We start from the raw sequence: 15,085 nt of genomic DNA on the forward strand, positions 1-15,085 counted from the left end.
CCGGCGCGCCGCAGCCAGAAACGTCGCCACGGTGTTGCGCAGCGCCAGAAAACACAAAACCCATCGCATCGCTGCGATGGGTTTTGTATTTGGAGCCAGCGCCCGGACTTATTTGTCCACGAATGCGCGCTCGACCACGTAGTCGCCCGGCTGGCCCACGCCCGGCGAAACGGTGAAGCCGCGCTTGTCCAGCATGGCGCTGATGTCGGCCAGCATATGGGGGCTGCCGCAGATCATGGCGCGGTCGGTTTCCGGATTGATCTGGGGAATGCCGATGTCTTCGCAGAGCTTGCCGTTTTCCATCAGTTCCGTGATTCGGCCCTGGTTGCGGAACGGCTCGCGCGTGACCGTCGGGTAGTACACGAGCTTGTCGCGCACCACGTCGCCGAAGAATTCGTTGTTCGGCAATTCTTTTTCGATGAAGTCGGCATAGGCCAGCTCGCTGACCCAGCGCACGCCATGCACCAGGATGACCTTGTCGAAGCGTTCGTAGATGTCCGGGTCCTTGATGATGCTCATGAACGGAGCCAGGCCGGTGCCCGTGCCGAACAGGAACAGGTGCTTGCCCGGCTTCAGGTCGTCGACGACCAGCGTGCCCACGGGCTTGCGGCTGACCAGGATGGTGTCGCCTTCCTTCAGATGCTGCAGGCGCGACGTGAGCGGGCCGTTCTGCACCTTGATGCTGAGGAACTCGAGGTTCTCTTCATAGTTGGCGCTGGCGATGCTGTAGGCCCGCAGCAGGGGCTTGCCTTCAACTTCCAGTCCGATCATCACGAAGTGGCCATTGTGGAACCGCAAGGCCGAGTCACGCGTCGTGGTAAAGGAAAACAGGGTGTCGTTCCAGTGGTGCACGCTTAGTACGCGCTCAGTGTTGAAAGCAGCCATGTCGTATCAAATTAGGGCGACCGCCCCGGGCTATGCGCCCGGCTTGTGCCGCTGGGTCATTCCGTGCCGCAAAAAAAGACGCGGCCCGGCATTAGGGTTGACCCTATTCTACAGGGTCTCGATGATAACTGCTCTCATTATTCCGTAATACGCTTATGCCGTATTGATGGGGATCAAGGCTGCAGCCTGCCCGACTTACGAATAGTTGAACGCCGCTTTGCTTCCTGTTATCGTCGCGTTCTCATTTGATAATCATTTTCGTTAGCAGACTGTTTTGAGCGGTGGGAAGCCTGGACACCCGGGAAACCCGCTGCAGCCCTAGCCGGAGCACCTCCTCATGAACAAGCGTCCCCAATTGAATTCGCTGCTGCGCGCCCTGGCGCTGGCCGGCGCCGCCGCCTTCACCGTGTCGGCCAACGCCGCCGAGGAAGTCAGCCTCTACACCACCCGGGAACCCAAGCTGATCCAGCCGCTGCTGGACGCCTTCACCAAGGAAAGCGGCATCAAGGTCAATACGGTCTTCGTCAAGGACGGCCTGCTGGAACGCGTCAAGGCCGAAGGCGCCAAGTCGCCCGCCGACGTGCTGATGACCGTGGACATCGGCAACCTGCTGGACCTGGTCGACGGCGGCGTGACCCAGTCGATCAAATCGCAAACGCTGGAATCCGTCATCCCCGCCAACCTGCGCGGCGCCGATGGCAAGTGGTACGCCCTGTCGCTGCGCGACCGCGTGCTGTACGTGGAAAAGGACCTGAAGCTGGAAGCCTTCCGCTACGAAGACCTGGCCGATCCCAAGTGGAAGGGCAAGGTCTGCATCCGCTCGGGCCAGCATCCCTACAACACCGCGCTGGTCGCCTCCATGATCGCGCATGACGGCGCCGAAGCCACCGAAAAATGGCTGCGCGGCGTCAAGGCCAACCTGGCCCGCAAGGCCGCCGGCGGCGACCGCGACGTGGCCCGCGACATCCTGGGCGGCATCTGCGACATCGGCCTGGCCAATGCCTACTACGTCGGCCACATGAAGAATGCCGAAGCCGGCACCGACGCGCGCAAGTGGGGCGACGCCATCAAGGTCATCCGCCCGACCTTCGCCAACGCCAAGAGCGGCGGCACGCACGTGAATGTCAGCGGCGCGGCCGTTGCCGCCCACGCGCCCAACAAGGCCAACGCGGTCAAGCTGCTGGACTTCCTGGTGTCCGAGCCGGCCCAGGCCCTGTACGCCCAAGCCAACTACGAATACCCCGTCCGCAAGGGCGTGAAGCTGGACCCCGTGATCGCCAGCTTTGGCGAACTGAAGGTGGATCCGCTGCCGCTGACTGAAATCGCCAAGCATCGCAAGCAAGCCAGCGAACTGGTGGACAAGGTCGGTTTCGACAACTGATAAGCCCGTGGAATGCCACGCCTTGCGGCGCGGCGCAGCCATGTGGCAGTGACACCCGCGCGGGCCGCGCCCAGGCCAGCGCGTAGGGCCTGCTCCCTTTTTGGAGGGAGCAGGCCTTGCCATTGATGCAATCGACTTTGAAGCATGCACACTGATTCTTTGCCCCGGCCGCTGCGTCTGCGCTGGACTGAACGCGGGGCTGGCTGGCTGGCCGGCGCCGCCCTGATCGCGCTGGCCGTATTGGCGCCCGTCCTGACGCTGGGCTGGTGGGCGCTGGGCGGCGAACTCTCGCACTGGCAGCATCTGGCCAACTATGTGCTGCCGCAGGCGCTGGCCAATACCGCCGTGCTGCTGGCCGGCGTGGGCGTGCTGGTCACTCTGCTGGGCACGGGCGCGGCCTGGCTGGTCACCGCGTACGACTTCCCTACCCGCCGCGTGCTGACCTGGGCGCTCTTGCTGCCGCTGGCGGTGCCGACCTACATCATCGCCTTCGCCTATCTGGACCTGCTGCACCCGATAGGCCCGATACAGAGCGGCATCCGCGCAGTACTGGGCTACGACAGCCCGCGCCAGTTCCGTCTGCCGGACCTACGTTCGATCTACGGCGCGATCTTCGTGCTGGGCTTCGTGCTCTATCCCTACGTGTACCTGAGCACCCGCGTCATGTTCATGACGCAGGCCGCCAGCCTGCTGGAAGCGGCGCGCACGCTGGGCGCCGGCCGTGTCGCCGTGTTCTTCCGCGTGGCCCTGCCCCTGGCCAGGCCCGCCATCGTGGTGGGCGTGAGCCTGGCACTGCTGGAAACGCTGAACGATATCGGCGCCTCCGAATTCCTGGGCGTGCAGACGCTGACCGTGTCGGTCTACACCACCTGGGTCACGCGTTCCGACCTGGCGGGCGCGGCCCAGATCGCACTGACCATGCTGGCGATCGTGATCGGGCTGATCCTGCTGGAACGCCATGGCCGCAAGCGCCAACGCTACGCCAACACGCAGCGCATGCGGCCCATGCAGCCGCGCCGCCTGCGTGGCGCAGCCGGCGCCATTGCGGCAATACTGGGGTGGATCCCGGTGCTGGTGGGCTTCGTCGCGCCTGCGCTCTACCTGATCGTGGAAACCTACAAGCGCCTGCACCTGGTGGGCGGCGTGTCGCACCAATTGATCAACGGACTTTCCAACACGCTGATCGTGGCCTTCAGCGCCACCATCGTCACCCTGCTATGCGGCCTGATCGTGGCCTGGGCCGGGCGCACCCTGCGCGAAAGCTCGGGCTTCAACCCCGGCCGCGCCTGCGCGCGCATTGCCAGCCTGGGCTATGCGGTGCCCGGCACGGTGCTGGCCATCGGCCTGCTCACGCCCTTCGTCTGGATCGATACCGCGGTCGCCAAGGTGTTCGGCGGCACCGGCCTGTTCCTGATGGGGTCCATGGGCGCGCTGGTCTGCGCCTACGCGATCCGCTTCCTGGCGATTTCGACCGGGGCGCTGGAAGCCGGCCTGGCCCGCATCCCGCCGTCGCTGGAACAGGCTTCGCGCCTGCTGGGCGAAAGTTCGGCGGGCACGCTGCGCCGCGTCCATCTGCCGCTCTTGCGCCCGGCGCTGGCGGCCAGCGCCCTGCTGGTGTTCGTGGACGCCATGAAGGAACTACCCGCTACGCTGCTGCTGCGGCCCATGAATTTCGACACGCTGGCCACCTGGCTATACGCGGAAGCTGCCCGCGGCACCTATGAAGAAGGCGCCGTCGCGGCCCTGGCCATCGTGCTGGCCGGCCTGTTCCCCGTCATCCTGCTGGCGCGCACCAATCTGAAAATGGGACATTGATCATCGTGCCCGATCTCTTAGAACTCGATCACCTTTCTCTCGCCTACGACACCCCGGCGGGCCTCAAGCCCGTGGTGCAGGACCTGACGCTGGGCCTGCCCGTCGGACATATCGGCTGCCTGCTGGGTGAATCCGGCTGCGGCAAGACCACTGTGCTGCGCGCCATTGCCGGCTTCGAGCCGGTGCGGGCCGGACGCATCCTGCTGGACGGCACGGTCATTTCTTCGCCCACCGTGCAGGTGGCGCCCGAGCATCGCCGCGTGGGCATGATGTTCCAGGACTATGCGCTGTTTCCGCACTTGTCGGTAGCGCTGAACGTGGCCTTCGGCCTGCGCAAGCTGGCGCGCCCGGAACGCGCGCGCCGCGTCGAAGAGATGCTGGAACTGGTGGGTCTGGCGCATGCCGCCAACAGCTATCCCCACGAGATTTCCGGCGGCCAGCAACAGCGCGTGGCGCTGGCGCGCGCGCTGGCGCCCTCGCCCGACCTGCTGCTGCTGGACGAGCCGTTCTCGAACCTGGACGTGGACACGCGCGAACGCCTGGCCTTCGAAGTGCGCGACATCCTCAAGACCACCGGCCACACGGCCATCCTGGTGACCCACAACCAGGCCGAAGCCTTCGCCATCGCGGACCGCATCGGCGTTATGTCCCAGGGCAGCATCGCGCAGTGGGATACGCCCTACAACCTGCACCACCATCCCGCCAGCGACTTCGTGCGCGATTTCATCCGCCGCGAAGCGCTGGAAGAGCGGCGCGAGCAGGCCTACGCCCGCGGCCGCTGAGTCTGCGCCGGCCGCTCAGTCGGCCGACAGCTTCACCTTCTGCGACAAGGCCTTGAAGGCCTCGTGCTGGCTCTGGGTCAGGCGTTCCACTTCCTGCGGCGTGGAACCGTAGGGCATGAAGCCAGCCTGTTCCAGCTTGGTCTTCACTTCCGGCAAGGCCAGCGCCCATTGGAAGGCTTCGCTCAGGGTCCGGGTCACTTCCGGCGACATCTTCGCCGGGCCATAGACCGCGAACCAGGGATCGACCACGGCGGCTTCATAGCCCAGCTCGGCCAGCGTCGGCACATCCGGCAAGGCCGGCGCGCGCTTGCTGCCGGTCACCGCCAACGCATGCACCTTGCCCGCCTTGATATGCGGCAGCGACGCCGGCAGATTGTCGAACATCACCGGCAGATGGCCGCCCAGCAAGTCGTTCAGGCCCTGCGCGCTGCCCTTGTACGGGATGTGCTGCATGCCGGCGCCGGTCAGCTGGTCGAACATGACGCCGGCCAGATGCATGGAGGTGCCGGTGCCCGGCGTGCCGAACGAGGTGCCCGGATGCTGCTTGGCGTAGGCCACCAGGTCCTTGACGCTATCCACCTTCAAGGCCGGACCGACTTCCAGCACCACGGTGGACGCGCCCAGCATGCTGACGCCCGTGAAATCCTTAGTGGGATCGAACGGCATGGACGGGTAGACGAAGGGATTCAGGGCGTTCGTGGAAATCGCGCCGAAGCCGATGGTGTAGCCGTCGGGCGCAGCCTTGGCCACCGCGTCCATGCCGATATTGCCGCCCGCGCCGGGGCGGTTCTCGACGATAACGGGCTGGCCCAGCTTTTCGGCCACTTTCTGGCCGGCGGTGCGCGCCACCAGGTCGGTGGTGCCGCCTGCGGTATAGGGCACGATGAAGGTAATTGGCTTGGCCGGATAGCCGGCGGCAAGCGCGGCCGATGCGCCCTGGATCAGCGCCAGCGCGGCCAGGCCGCGCAGCGCGTTGAATGTGTAGCGATGCATGATGTCTCCATCCCGGTTTGTTGTTGGGTCGGGAGGCGCATCATACCGCCGGCCGCGCCACGCTTGCGCGGCCGGTGTGCGTGCAACTTCAGGCGCGCGGCTCGGGCAGCGGGATGTATTCGGTCTCGTCGCCCGGCACGATCTGGTCGAAGCGGTTGCGCTGCCAGTCCTGCTTGGCCTGCTCGATGCGGTCCTTGTTGCTGGAAACGAAGTTCCACCACACGAAGCGCGGGCCATCCAGGGGTTCGCCGCCGATCACGGCAAAGCGCGCCGCGGTCTTGGCGCGGATCTGCACGGGCCGGCCGGGCGCGAACACGACCAGGCGGCCGCTTTCGAACTCCTGGCCGTCGATCTCGACCGTGCCTTGCACCAGATAGGCGGCGCGCTCTTCGTGCTCGGCCGGAAGCACCGTGGTCGCGCCGGCCTGCAATTGCAGGTCGCCGTAAAACAGCGGCGACAGCGTCTTCACCGAGGACGTTTTGCCGAACAGCGAACCCGCCACCACCTGGGCGCGCACGCCTTCGCCTTCGACGACAGGCTGCGCATCCAGCCCGTAGTGGGTGAAGCCCGGATCGGTCTCTTCATGTTCCTTGGGCAGTCCCACCCAGATCTGCAGGCCACAGAGGCGCTGCGCGCCCTGGCGGCTTTCGGGCGAGGAACGTTCCGAGTGCACGATGCCGCGGCCGGCCGTCATCCAGTTGACCTCGCCGGGCAGGATGGTCTGAGTGTTGCCCGCGCCGTCGCGGTGCACCATGGACCCTTCGTACAGGTAGGTCACGGTGGACAGGCCGATATGGGGGTGCGGACGCACGTCTATGCCGGTACCGGGCGCGAAATCGACCGGCCCCATGTGATCCAGGAAGACGAACGGCCCGACGGTGCGGCGCTGCGCGGACGGGATGGCGCGGCGCACGGAAAAGCCGCCCAGGTCGCTGGTGCGCGGCACCACGACGGATTCAATCTGGCTTTCGCCGGCTTCGGACAAGGTGGACATGATCAGACTCTCCGGGTTGTAGGGCCAATGGCCATCTTAAGGCCTGCCGCTTGCATGGAAAAACAGCGGCGGGCGGGCTTCATCGGCCCGCCCGCCCAGGGGCTTTACGCCAGATCGAACACCAGGACTTCGGCATTCTTGCCGCCCGAGAGCTCCAAGCGGGTCTCGTCGGTGATGGCGAGCGCGTCGCCGGCCGAGAGCTCGACACCATTGACCGTCAGGCTGCCACGGGCCACGTGCACCCAGGCGCGGCGGCCAGCGGCCAGTTCCAGCGCGGCGGACTCGTCGCCATCGAACAGGCCGCCGTACAGCCGCGCGTCCTGATGGATCTTCATCGAGCCGTCAGCACCATCCGGCGACACCAGGGCCTGCAACCGGCCGCGCTTCTGCTCGTCGCTGAAGCTGCGCTCTTCGTACTCCGGCGCGATGCCGGCGACGTCGGGCTCGATCCAGATCTGCAGCATGTGCGTTTCACGGTCCGACAGCGGGTTGAACTCCGAGTGCATCACCCCACGGCCGGCGCTCATGCGCTGCACGTTGCCGGGCTGGATGGTCGAGCCGCTGCCCATGCTGTCCTTGTGGGCGATCGCGCCGTCCAGCACATAGGTGATGATTTCCATGTCGCGGTGGCCGTGCGTGCCGAAGCCACGGCCGGCCGCGATGCGGTCGTCATTGATCACACGCAGGGCACCAAAGCCCATGTGGGCCGGGTCGTAGTAGTTGGCAAAGGAAAAGGTGTGAAACGAGTCCAGCCATCCATGGTTGGCGTGACCCCGTTCAGCAGCGCGGCGAGTGGTAAGCATTGCGGACTCCTATTTCAATAATATGAATGGTTGTGCAGCCTGCCTTTCGTCACCTCCTTTCGGAGCGAAACCGCTGCATCACCGGCATGAGTGATATTGTGCGCGTGCGCCCCCGCCTGTTTGGCGCTATATTTTGACGGAACCATTCAAATTTTTTGAATATCCATTCCAGGCGCATCCATGCAAGCCATCACCCCCGAACTGCTGATCCTGGTGGACGCCATCGCGCGCCACGGCAGCTTTGCCAAGGCGGCCCGTGAACTGGGCAAGGTGCCCTCGGCGGTGACCTACTCCATCCGCAAACTGGAAGACGGGCTGGACGTGCTGCTGTTCGACCGCTCGGGCCACCGCGCGCTGCTGACGCCGGCGGGCGAAACGCTGCTGAAGGAAGGCCGCCACGTGCTGCAGTCGCTGGACGACCTGGCCTGCCGCGTCAAGCGCATCGCCACGGGCTGGGAAGTGGAACTGCGCATCGCGATCAGCGCGGTGCTGCCGTGGCGGCCGTTGTACGACCTGATCGAGGAGTTCCAGGCGCTGGGCAGCGCCACCACGCTGCGCTTTTCCAGCGAGGTACTGAGCGGCAACTGGGACGCGCTGACTTCCGGACGGGCCGATCTGGTCATCGGCGCGGGCGCCGCCGGCGAACCCACCGGCCCGTACCGCTCGCAAGCCATGGGGCAATCGCAATTCGGCTTCTGCGTGGCCGCGCACCATCCGCTGGCGTCCCTGCCGCAGCCCCTGAGCCGCGCCGACATCACGCGCTATTGCGCGGTGGTGGTGGCGGATACGTCCCGCAACCTGGCGCCGCAGACGCGCGGCATCCTGGCCGAACAGCCCACGCTGGTCATGCCCACCATGCAAGCGAAGATAGACGCCCAGGTCCGCGGCCTGGGCTGCGGCTACCTGCCGCTGACGCTGGCCGCGCCCTATCTGGCGCAAGGATTGCTGGTGGTATGCGAGACGGACGAAGGCATGTCCCTGACGGAACACCTGACCTACGCCTGGCGCTCCGAGCCCCCAGGCGAAGCCTTGAAATGGTGGCTGCAGAAACTGAAGTCGCCGCGCCTGTGCGAGAGCCTGCTGGGGATGGGATAAGGCGCGCGGCCGCGCGCCCTACTCGTCCTCGATACCCAGTTCGCGCAGCTTGCGCGTGATGGTGTTGCGGCCTATGCCCAGGCGCGAAGCCGCTTCCACGCGGCGGCCACGACTGGCGTCCAGTGCGCTTTGCAGCAGGATTTTCTCGAACTGGCGCGTCAGCGTGGCCATGACCGCGGGCTCGCCACGCTCCAGCCGGTACTGCGCGTCGCGCACCAGGGAATCCTGCCAGTTGCGCGATGAGTCATCACCCGCCGGCGCCGCGGCCTGCACCACGGCACCCACGCCGGCCATGGGCGCGGCGGGACGGGCAAGCGCCGGACCTGGCTGTTGCTGATGCTCCATGGCGCGGATTTCCGGCGGCAGGTCGGCGCGCTCCACCGTCTGGCCGGGCGCCATTACCGTCAGCCAGTGACAGAAGTTCTCCAACTGGCGCACGTTGCCCGGAAAATCGAACTTGGACAGCACGGCCAGGGCTTCCGGCGTCAGGCGCTTGACCGGCACCCCCAGCGCGCGGGCGCTGGCCGTCAGGAAGTGGCCGGCCAGGGCCGGGATGTCCTCGACCCGTTCGCGCAAAGGCGGCAGGCGCAGCCGGATCACATTCAGGCGATGGAACAGGTCCTCGCGGAACAGGCCCTGCTCCACGCGCTGCTCCAGCGGCTGGTGGGTAGCAGCAACGATGCGCACGTCGACGCGCACCGGCTGCGCACCGCCGACGCGGTAGAAGCTGCCTTCGGCCAGCACGCGCAACAGGCGCGTCTGCAATTCGATCGGCATGTCGCCGATTTCGTCCAGGAACAGGGTGCCGCCGTGCGCTTCCTCGAAGCGGCCACGGCGCAGGTTGTTGGCGCCGGTGAACGCGCCGCGCTCATGGCCGAACAGCTCGGCCTCCAGCAGGTCGCGCGGGATGGCTGCCGCGTTCAGCGCCACAAAGGGGCCGCCGGCGCGCACGCCATGGCCATGTAGGGCGCGCGCCACCAGTTCCTTGCCGGTGCCGGACTCGCCCGTGATCAGCACGGTGACCTTGGATTGGGCCAGCCGGCCTATCGCCCGGAACACTTCCTGCATGGCGGTGGACGAGGATTGCGTCATCATCCAGCGTTCGTTGTTCTGCGCCGACTCCCCCTGCCCTTCAGGCCCTTCGGGCTGGGCGGACTCCTGCATGGCGCGCTGGATCAGCGCCACCGCCTCGTTCACATCGAAAGGCTTGGCCAGGTAATCAAAAGCGCCGCCCTGGAAGGCGGACACGGTGCTGTCCAGGTCCGCGAACGCAGTCATCACGATCACGGGCAGGCCGGGATGGCGTTCCTTCAGCTGGCGCAGCAGTTCCAGGCCATTGCCGCCCGGCATGCGGATATCGGAAACCAGCGCGGCTGGCGTATCCGCGGCCGGCTTGTCGCGCGACAACGCGTCCAGCACGTCGGCCGATTGGGAAAAGCTGCGGGTGGGCACCCCGGCGCGCGCCAGGGCTTTTTCCAGGACCCAGCGGATGGCCTGGTCATCGTCGACGATCCATACGGGTTTCATCAGAGTGCAGGCTCCATCGGAAGGACCAGGCGGAACTCGGTGCGGCCGGGCCGGGATTCAAATTCGATGATGCCGCCGTGCTGCTGCACGAAGTCCTGCGCCAGGCTCAGGCCCAGGCCGGTGCCTCCGGCGCGGGCCGTGACCAGCGGATGGAAAATGCGGTCGCGGATCTGGTCCGGCACGCCGGGACCGTTGTCGATGATGGACAGCTCCAACGCCAGGCGGTGCTGCCGGTGGGCCAGCATCACCTGGCGCGCCACGCGCGTGCGCAGCGTAATCACGCCGGGTTCGGTCTGCGGTCCCTGCGGCCGCGCCACCAGTTCTTGCGCGGCATTGCGGGCCACATTCAGGACGGCCTGCATCAGGCGGGCGGCGTCGCCCTTCAGGTCCGGCACCGAGGCGTCGTAGTCGCGCAGCAGCGTGACGTCGTTGCGGAACTCGGCCTGGATCAGCGCGCAGACGCGCTCGCAGATTTCATGGATATTGACCGGCCGCGCGTTCAGCGGCACACGTTGCGGGCCGCTCAGGCGGTCCACCAGCGCCTGCAGGCGGTCGGCTTCGGAAATGATGACCTGGGTGTACTCGGCCAGGGCCGCGCTGGGTAGCTCGGCTTCGAGCAGTTGCGCGGCGCCGCGCAGGCCGCCCAGGGGATTCTTGACTTCATGCGCCAGATTGCGCAGCAGTTCGCGGTGGGCCTCGATCTCGTCAACCAGCCGGTGGTTGCGGTCGGCCAGCACGCGTTGCTCGATCTCGCGGGTTTCTATCAGCACGGGCCAGCGCTGGCCCGTCAGTCCGACGGTCGTGACGGAGACTTCCACGGATTCGGCGGCGCGGCGCAACGAGGCCAGTTGCCTGACGTCGGCGTAGCGTCCGGCAGCGGCGCGGTCGATGGAGGATTGGATGTTTTCCGGACTGTCGAACAGCGTGGCGGCGGATTGGCCGCCCAGTTGCTTGCGCGAGCGGCCGAACAGGTCTTCGGCGGCCGCATTGGCGTATTCGATATGACCGCGTGCGTTGACCAGGAAAACGGACGTGGCTAGCAAATCGAGAGCTTCTACATTCATTTTCTACATACCCGAATGTGAGGGGACGGCGGAACGCGACGGCCGCGCCGGAAGCCGGCGCCCTGCCCGCCAGGCGCAGCGCCTGGCGGGTAGCACGTCGAACCGCGATCTGGCGGTGCGCTTGCTGCGGGCCCTGGTTTCTGCCTGCAGCATCGCGCCACCTCCAGCTACTGCCTCAAGCCATCAGAGGCTGTAGTACATGTCGAACTCGACCGGGTGCGGCGTCATGCGCAGACGGTTCACGTCGCCCATCTTGAGTTCGATGTAGGCGTTGAGCATGTCGTTGCTGAACACGCCGCCGCGGGTCAGGAACTCGCGGTCGTTGTCCAGGGCTTCCAGCGCTTGCTCCAGCGATGCGCAGACGGTCGGGATCTTGGCGTCTTCTTCCGGCGGCAGGTCGTACAGGTTCTTGTCGGCGGGATCGCCGGGGTGGATCTTGTTCTGCACGCCGTCCAGGCCGGCCATCATCAGGGCCGAGAAGGCCAGGTACGGGTTGGCCAGGGGGTCCGGGAAACGCGCTTCGACGCGGCGGCCCTTCGGGTTGCCGACGTACGGGATGCGGATCGAGGCCGAACGGTTGCGGGCCGAGTAGGCCAGCTTCACGGGCGCTTCATAGTGCGGAACCAGGCGCTTGTACGAGTTGGTGCCGGGGTTGGTGATGGCGTTCAGCGCGCGGGCGTGCTTGATGATGCCGCCGATGTAGTACAGCGCGAATTCCGACAGGCCGGCGTAGCCGTTGCCCGCGAACAGGTTCTGGCCGTCCTTCCAGATGGACTGGTGGACGTGCATGCCGGAGCCGTTGTCGCCGACGATGGGCTTGGGCATGAAGGTGGCGGTCTTGCCGTAGGCGTGGGCCACGTTGTGGATCACGTACTTGACGATCTGCGTCCAGTCGGCGCGCTGCACCAGGGTGCTGAACTTGGTGCCGATTTCGAGCTGGCCGGCGCCGGCCACTTCATGGTGGTGCACTTCGACCGGCACGCCCATCTGTTCCATCAGCAGGCACATTTCCGAGCGCATGTCCTGGAAGGAATCGACCGGCGGCACGGGGAAGTAGCCGCCCTTGACGGTGGGACGGTGGCCAGTGTTGCCGCCTTCGAATTCCAGGCCCGAGGACCAGGGCGCTTCTTCCGACTTGATCTTGACGAAGGTGCCAGACATGTCGCTGTTCCAGGTCACGCCGTCAAAGACGAAGAATTCGGGTTCCGGACCGAAGTAGGCGGTGTCGCCCAGGCCGGAGGACTTCAGGTAGGCTTCGGCGCGCTTGGCCAGCGAACGCGGGTCGCGGTCATAGCCCTTCAGATCGGAGGGTTCGACCACGTCGCACGACAGGATCAGGGTCGGTTCTTCGCGGAACGGATCCAGGTTGGCGGTGGACATGTCGGGGATGAGCAGCATGTCGGAGGCTTCGATGCCCTTCCAGCCCGGGATCGACGAACCGTCGAAGGCCTGCCCGCTTTCCAGCTTGTCTTCGTCGATCTGGCTGACCGGCACGGAGATGTGGTGCTCGCGGCCAATCGTATCGGTAAAGCGGAAATCCACGAATTTGACTTCGTTGTCGGCGATCTGTTTCAGGACGTCTTTCGGGCTTGCCATGTCATCTCCATTAGATAAAAAGGTCGAGGGCTATACCCGTCGACTGGCATAAAAGAGGAAAGCAATAAGCGTGCCAGGTTTTACCCCCGGGATTCCCCGAGGAAGGCAGCTGGGTCACGGGAAAATGTAGCACCATAATGGTGCAAATAGTGGGGCACGCCAGCCCCACTATGGTGCATGCACGCTACAGGAACATTTCCTGCAGGTCGTTGAGGAATCTCCAGCCCAGCGGGGTCGCGCGCAGACGGGTGGGATCGGCATCCAGCAGCCCGCGCTTGGAGGCCGCCTCCAATTGGTGCGCAATCGCGGCCAGCGACAGGCCGGTGCGTTCGTTGAAGGCGGTAGCGGCGACGCCGTCCTTCAGGCGCAGGGCATTCAGCATGAACTCGAACGGCAATTCGTCCGGGCCGACCTGGCGGCTTTCGGCAATGTGGCTGCCGTCGCGCGCCATGGCTGCCTGCATCCAGGAGTCCGGACTGCGCAGCCGCGCCTCGCGCAGGATGCGGTCATGGAAGGACAGCTTGCCATGCGCGCCCGGCCCCAGGCCCAGGTAGTCGCCGAACTCCCAGTAATTCAGGTTGTGGCGGCAGCGTGCGCCAGGCTTGGCATAGGCCGAGACTTCATAGCGGGCCAGGCCGGCTGCCGCCAGTTCGGCTTCCACCGCGTCCTGCATGGCGGCGCTGGTGTCGTCGTCGGGCAGGTCCTCGGGCGGGAACTTGGCGAAGACAGTGTTGGGCTCCATCGTCAGGTGATAGAGCGACAGATGCTCGGTGCCGAAAGCCACGGCTTGCCGCAGGTCGGCCACACAGGCCTCCAGCGTCTGGCCGGGCAAGGCGAACATCATGTCCAGGTTCACGCGCGCGACGGCGCGCTGCGCCATCTCGATCGCCGCCCTCGCCTGCGCGCCGTCATGGATGCGGCCCAGCTTCTTCAGCTGCGCATCGTCAAAACTCTGGATGCCCAGCGAGAACCGCGTCACGCCGCTGGCGGCATAGTCGCGGAAGCGCCCGGCCTCGGCCGTGCCGGGATTGGCTTCCATCGTGATCTCGGCGTCGGGCCACAAGTTCAGACAGGCGCGCAGCATCGCCAGCAGTTCGTCCAGCCCCTCGGACGACAGCAGGCTGGGCGTGCCCCCGCCGATGAAAACCGACACCACCTGCCGCCCCCAGATGGAAGGCAGCGCCTGTTCCAGGTCGCTGCGCAGGGCATCCAGATAGGCGCGCTCGGGGATCTCGCCCGGCGCCGCGTGCGAGTTGAAGTCGCAATAAGGGCATTTGCGCACGCACCAGGGCACGTGCACGTAGACCGACAGCGGCGGCAGGCTGGACAGCGTGGCGCCGGCCGGCAGCTTCAGGCGCGACGGCTGCGCGCCCATGTCGTTGCGGATGGGAATGATGATGGACATGCGTAATTCCTGGACCGGGCGCCACGCGGCGCCCTCGTCAAGCCTGGCTCAGCTTGCTCAATAGTTCGCGCAGGGCGCGGGCGCGGTGGCTCAGCCGGTTCTTTTCCTCGGGATCCAGGGCTGCGGCGGTCAGGGCCTGGTCGGGCAGGTAGAAATGCGGGTCGTAGCCGAAGCCGTTGGCGCCTTCGGGCTGGTCGATGATCTCGCCGTGCCACAGGCCTTCGCCTATCAGGGGCCGCGGGTCGTTCTCGGCGCGCACCAGCGCCAACACCGCCACGTACCAGGCGCTGCGGTCCGCCACGCCGGCCAGCTTGCGCACCAGCAGTTCGTTATTGGCCTGGTCGGATTTTTCGCCGCCATGCATCTTGGCATAGCGCGCCGAATACACGCCAGGCGCGCCGTCCAGCGCCGCCACGCACAAGCCGGAATCGTCGGCCAGCGCGGGCAGCCCGGTCAGCCGGCTGGCATGGCGGGCCTTGGCCAGCGCGTTCTCGACGAAGGTGACGTGCGGCTCTTCGGCTTCAGGCACGCCCAGTTCGCCTTGGGGCACCAGCTCCATGCCCAGAGGCGCGAACAAGGCGGAGAACTCGCGCAGCTTGCCGGGATTGTTGGAGGCCAGCACGACGCGGCGCAGGGAATCGGGAATCTTGGGAGCGGTCATGGGCAAATTGTATAGGGCGCGGGCCCGATGCGCCGCCGCCGGGCGGGATGCCCCCGCGCGCTCGAAGGATATGCCTTCGGCCGG

General features: G+C 66.2%; 13 protein-coding genes. 4 read left to right on the top strand and 9 right to left on the bottom strand.

Going from position 1 to position 15,085, the window contains the following annotated elements; genetic code table 11:
* Positions 1 to 108: 108 nt before the first annotated feature.
* The gene (locus AC3WOB_RS12730) at positions 109 to 885 is read right to left on the bottom strand and encodes a ferredoxin--NADP reductase (protein WP_013393972.1); all 777 of its coding nucleotides are present in this window, start codon (positions 883 to 885) and stop codon (positions 109 to 111) included.
* 337 nt (positions 886 to 1,222) lie between these two features.
* Between AC3WOB_RS12730 and AC3WOB_RS12735 the strand changes: the two genes are divergently transcribed.
* The 3 genes from AC3WOB_RS12735 (at position 1,223) to AC3WOB_RS12745 (ending at position 4,863) form a co-directional block, all read left to right on the top strand.
* Positions 1,223 to 2,266, top strand: coding sequence for a Fe(3+) ABC transporter substrate-binding protein (locus AC3WOB_RS12735; protein ID WP_492275229.1), 1,044 nt, complete (start codon positions 1,223 to 1,225; stop codon positions 2,264 to 2,266).
* Positions 2,267 to 2,410: 144 nt separating this feature from the next.
* The gene (locus tag AC3WOB_RS12740) at positions 2,411 to 4,081 is read left to right on the top strand and encodes an ABC transporter permease (RefSeq protein WP_492275230.1); all 1,671 of its coding nucleotides are present in this window, start codon (positions 2,411 to 2,413) and stop codon (positions 4,079 to 4,081) included.
* A gap of 5 nt (positions 4,082 to 4,086) precedes the next feature.
* Positions 4,087 to 4,863: an ABC transporter ATP-binding protein gene (locus AC3WOB_RS12745; protein ID WP_041655668.1), complete on the top strand. Its 777-nt coding sequence runs from the start codon at positions 4,087 to 4,089 to the stop codon at positions 4,861 to 4,863.
* 15 nt (positions 4,864 to 4,878) lie between these two features.
* On the opposite strand, the gene AC3WOB_RS12750 is transcribed toward AC3WOB_RS12745, so the two are convergent.
* From AC3WOB_RS12750 to AC3WOB_RS12760, 3 genes are all read right to left on the bottom strand, one after another.
* The gene (locus AC3WOB_RS12750; protein WP_013393976.1) at positions 4,879 to 5,856 is read right to left on the bottom strand and encodes a Bug family tripartite tricarboxylate transporter substrate binding protein; all 978 of its coding nucleotides are present in this window, start codon (positions 5,854 to 5,856) and stop codon (positions 4,879 to 4,881) included.
* A gap of 88 nt (positions 5,857 to 5,944) precedes the next feature.
* The gene (locus tag AC3WOB_RS12755) at positions 5,945 to 6,850 is read right to left on the bottom strand and encodes a pirin family protein (protein ID WP_492275231.1); all 906 of its coding nucleotides are present in this window, start codon (positions 6,848 to 6,850) and stop codon (positions 5,945 to 5,947) included.
* A gap of 104 nt (positions 6,851 to 6,954) precedes the next feature.
* Positions 6,955 to 7,653 (bottom strand): pirin family protein, encoded by a 699-nt coding sequence (locus tag AC3WOB_RS12760; protein WP_492275232.1) that lies wholly within the window; start codon positions 7,651 to 7,653, stop codon positions 6,955 to 6,957.
* Positions 7,654 to 7,833: 180 nt separating this feature from the next.
* Between AC3WOB_RS12760 and AC3WOB_RS12765 the strand changes: the two genes are divergently transcribed.
* On the top strand, positions 7,834 to 8,748 hold the full coding sequence (locus tag AC3WOB_RS12765) for a LysR family transcriptional regulator (protein ID WP_492275233.1): 915 nt from the start codon (positions 7,834 to 7,836) through the stop codon (positions 8,746 to 8,748).
* 18 nt (positions 8,749 to 8,766) lie between these two features.
* On the opposite strand, the gene ntrC is transcribed toward AC3WOB_RS12765, so the two are convergent.
* The 5 genes from ntrC to rdgB all read right to left on the bottom strand — a co-directional run bounded on the left by ntrC (position 8,767) and on the right by rdgB (position 15,001).
* A complete protein-coding gene (ntrC, locus tag AC3WOB_RS12770) occupies positions 8,767 to 10,275 on the bottom strand; it encodes a nitrogen regulation protein NR(I) (RefSeq protein ID WP_013393980.1) in 1,509 nt (502 codons plus the stop codon).
* On the bottom strand, positions 10,275 to 11,339 hold the full coding sequence (gene glnL, locus AC3WOB_RS12775) for a nitrogen regulation protein NR(II) (protein ID WP_013393981.1): 1,065 nt from the start codon (positions 11,337 to 11,339) through the stop codon (positions 10,275 to 10,277). Before glnL ends, ntrC begins: the two co-directional genes overlap by 1 nt.
* A gap of 183 nt (positions 11,340 to 11,522) precedes the next feature.
* Positions 11,523 to 12,935: a type I glutamate--ammonia ligase gene (gene glnA / locus AC3WOB_RS12780; protein ID WP_013393982.1), complete on the bottom strand. Its 1,413-nt coding sequence runs from the start codon at positions 12,933 to 12,935 to the stop codon at positions 11,523 to 11,525.
* 184 nt (positions 12,936 to 13,119) lie between these two features.
* Positions 13,120 to 14,340 (bottom strand): radical SAM family heme chaperone HemW, encoded by a 1,221-nt coding sequence (gene hemW / locus AC3WOB_RS12785; RefSeq protein WP_492275234.1) that lies wholly within the window; start codon positions 14,338 to 14,340, stop codon positions 13,120 to 13,122.
* A gap of 37 nt (positions 14,341 to 14,377) precedes the next feature.
* A complete protein-coding gene (gene rdgB / locus AC3WOB_RS12790) occupies positions 14,378 to 15,001 on the bottom strand; it encodes an RdgB/HAM1 family non-canonical purine NTP pyrophosphatase (protein ID WP_492275235.1) in 624 nt (207 codons plus the stop codon).
* Positions 15,002 to 15,085: the final 84 nt, after the last annotated feature.

This window comes from Achromobacter sp. FW305-C-30-7 (assembly GCF_058783105.1).

Coding starts and splice junctions, on each gene's coding strand:
- AC3WOB_RS12730 (WP_013393972.1), bottom strand. CDS start 885: ATGGCTGCTTTCAACACTGAGCGCGTACTAAGCGTGCACCACTGGAAC.
- AC3WOB_RS12735 (WP_492275229.1), top strand. CDS start 1,223: ATGAACAAGCGTCCCCAATTGAATTCGCTGCTGCGCGCCCTGGCGCTG.
- AC3WOB_RS12740 (WP_492275230.1), top strand. CDS start 2,411: ATGCACACTGATTCTTTGCCCCGGCCGCTGCGTCTGCGCTGGACTGAA.
- AC3WOB_RS12750 (WP_013393976.1), bottom strand. CDS start 5,856: ATGCATCGCTACACATTCAACGCGCTGCGCGGCCTGGCCGCGCTGGCG.
- AC3WOB_RS12755 (WP_492275231.1), bottom strand. CDS start 6,850: ATGTCCACCTTGTCCGAAGCCGGCGAAAGCCAGATTGAATCCGTCGTG.
- AC3WOB_RS12760 (WP_492275232.1), bottom strand. CDS start 7,653: ATGCTTACCACTCGCCGCGCTGCTGAACGGGGTCACGCCAACCATGGA.
- AC3WOB_RS12765 (WP_492275233.1), top strand. CDS start 7,834: ATGCAAGCCATCACCCCCGAACTGCTGATCCTGGTGGACGCCATCGCG.
- ntrC (WP_013393980.1), bottom strand. CDS start 10,275: ATGAAACCCGTATGGATCGTCGACGATGACCAGGCCATCCGCTGGGTC.
- glnL (WP_013393981.1), bottom strand. CDS start 11,339: ATGAATGTAGAAGCTCTCGATTTGCTAGCCACGTCCGTTTTCCTGGTC.
- glnA (WP_013393982.1), bottom strand. CDS start 12,935: ATGGCAAGCCCGAAAGACGTCCTGAAACAGATCGCCGACAACGAAGTC.
- hemW (WP_492275234.1), bottom strand. CDS start 14,340: ATGTCCATCATCATTCCCATCCGCAACGACATGGGCGCGCAGCCGTCG.
- rdgB (WP_492275235.1), bottom strand. CDS start 15,001: ATGACCGCTCCCAAGATTCCCGATTCCCTGCGCCGCGTCGTGCTGGCC.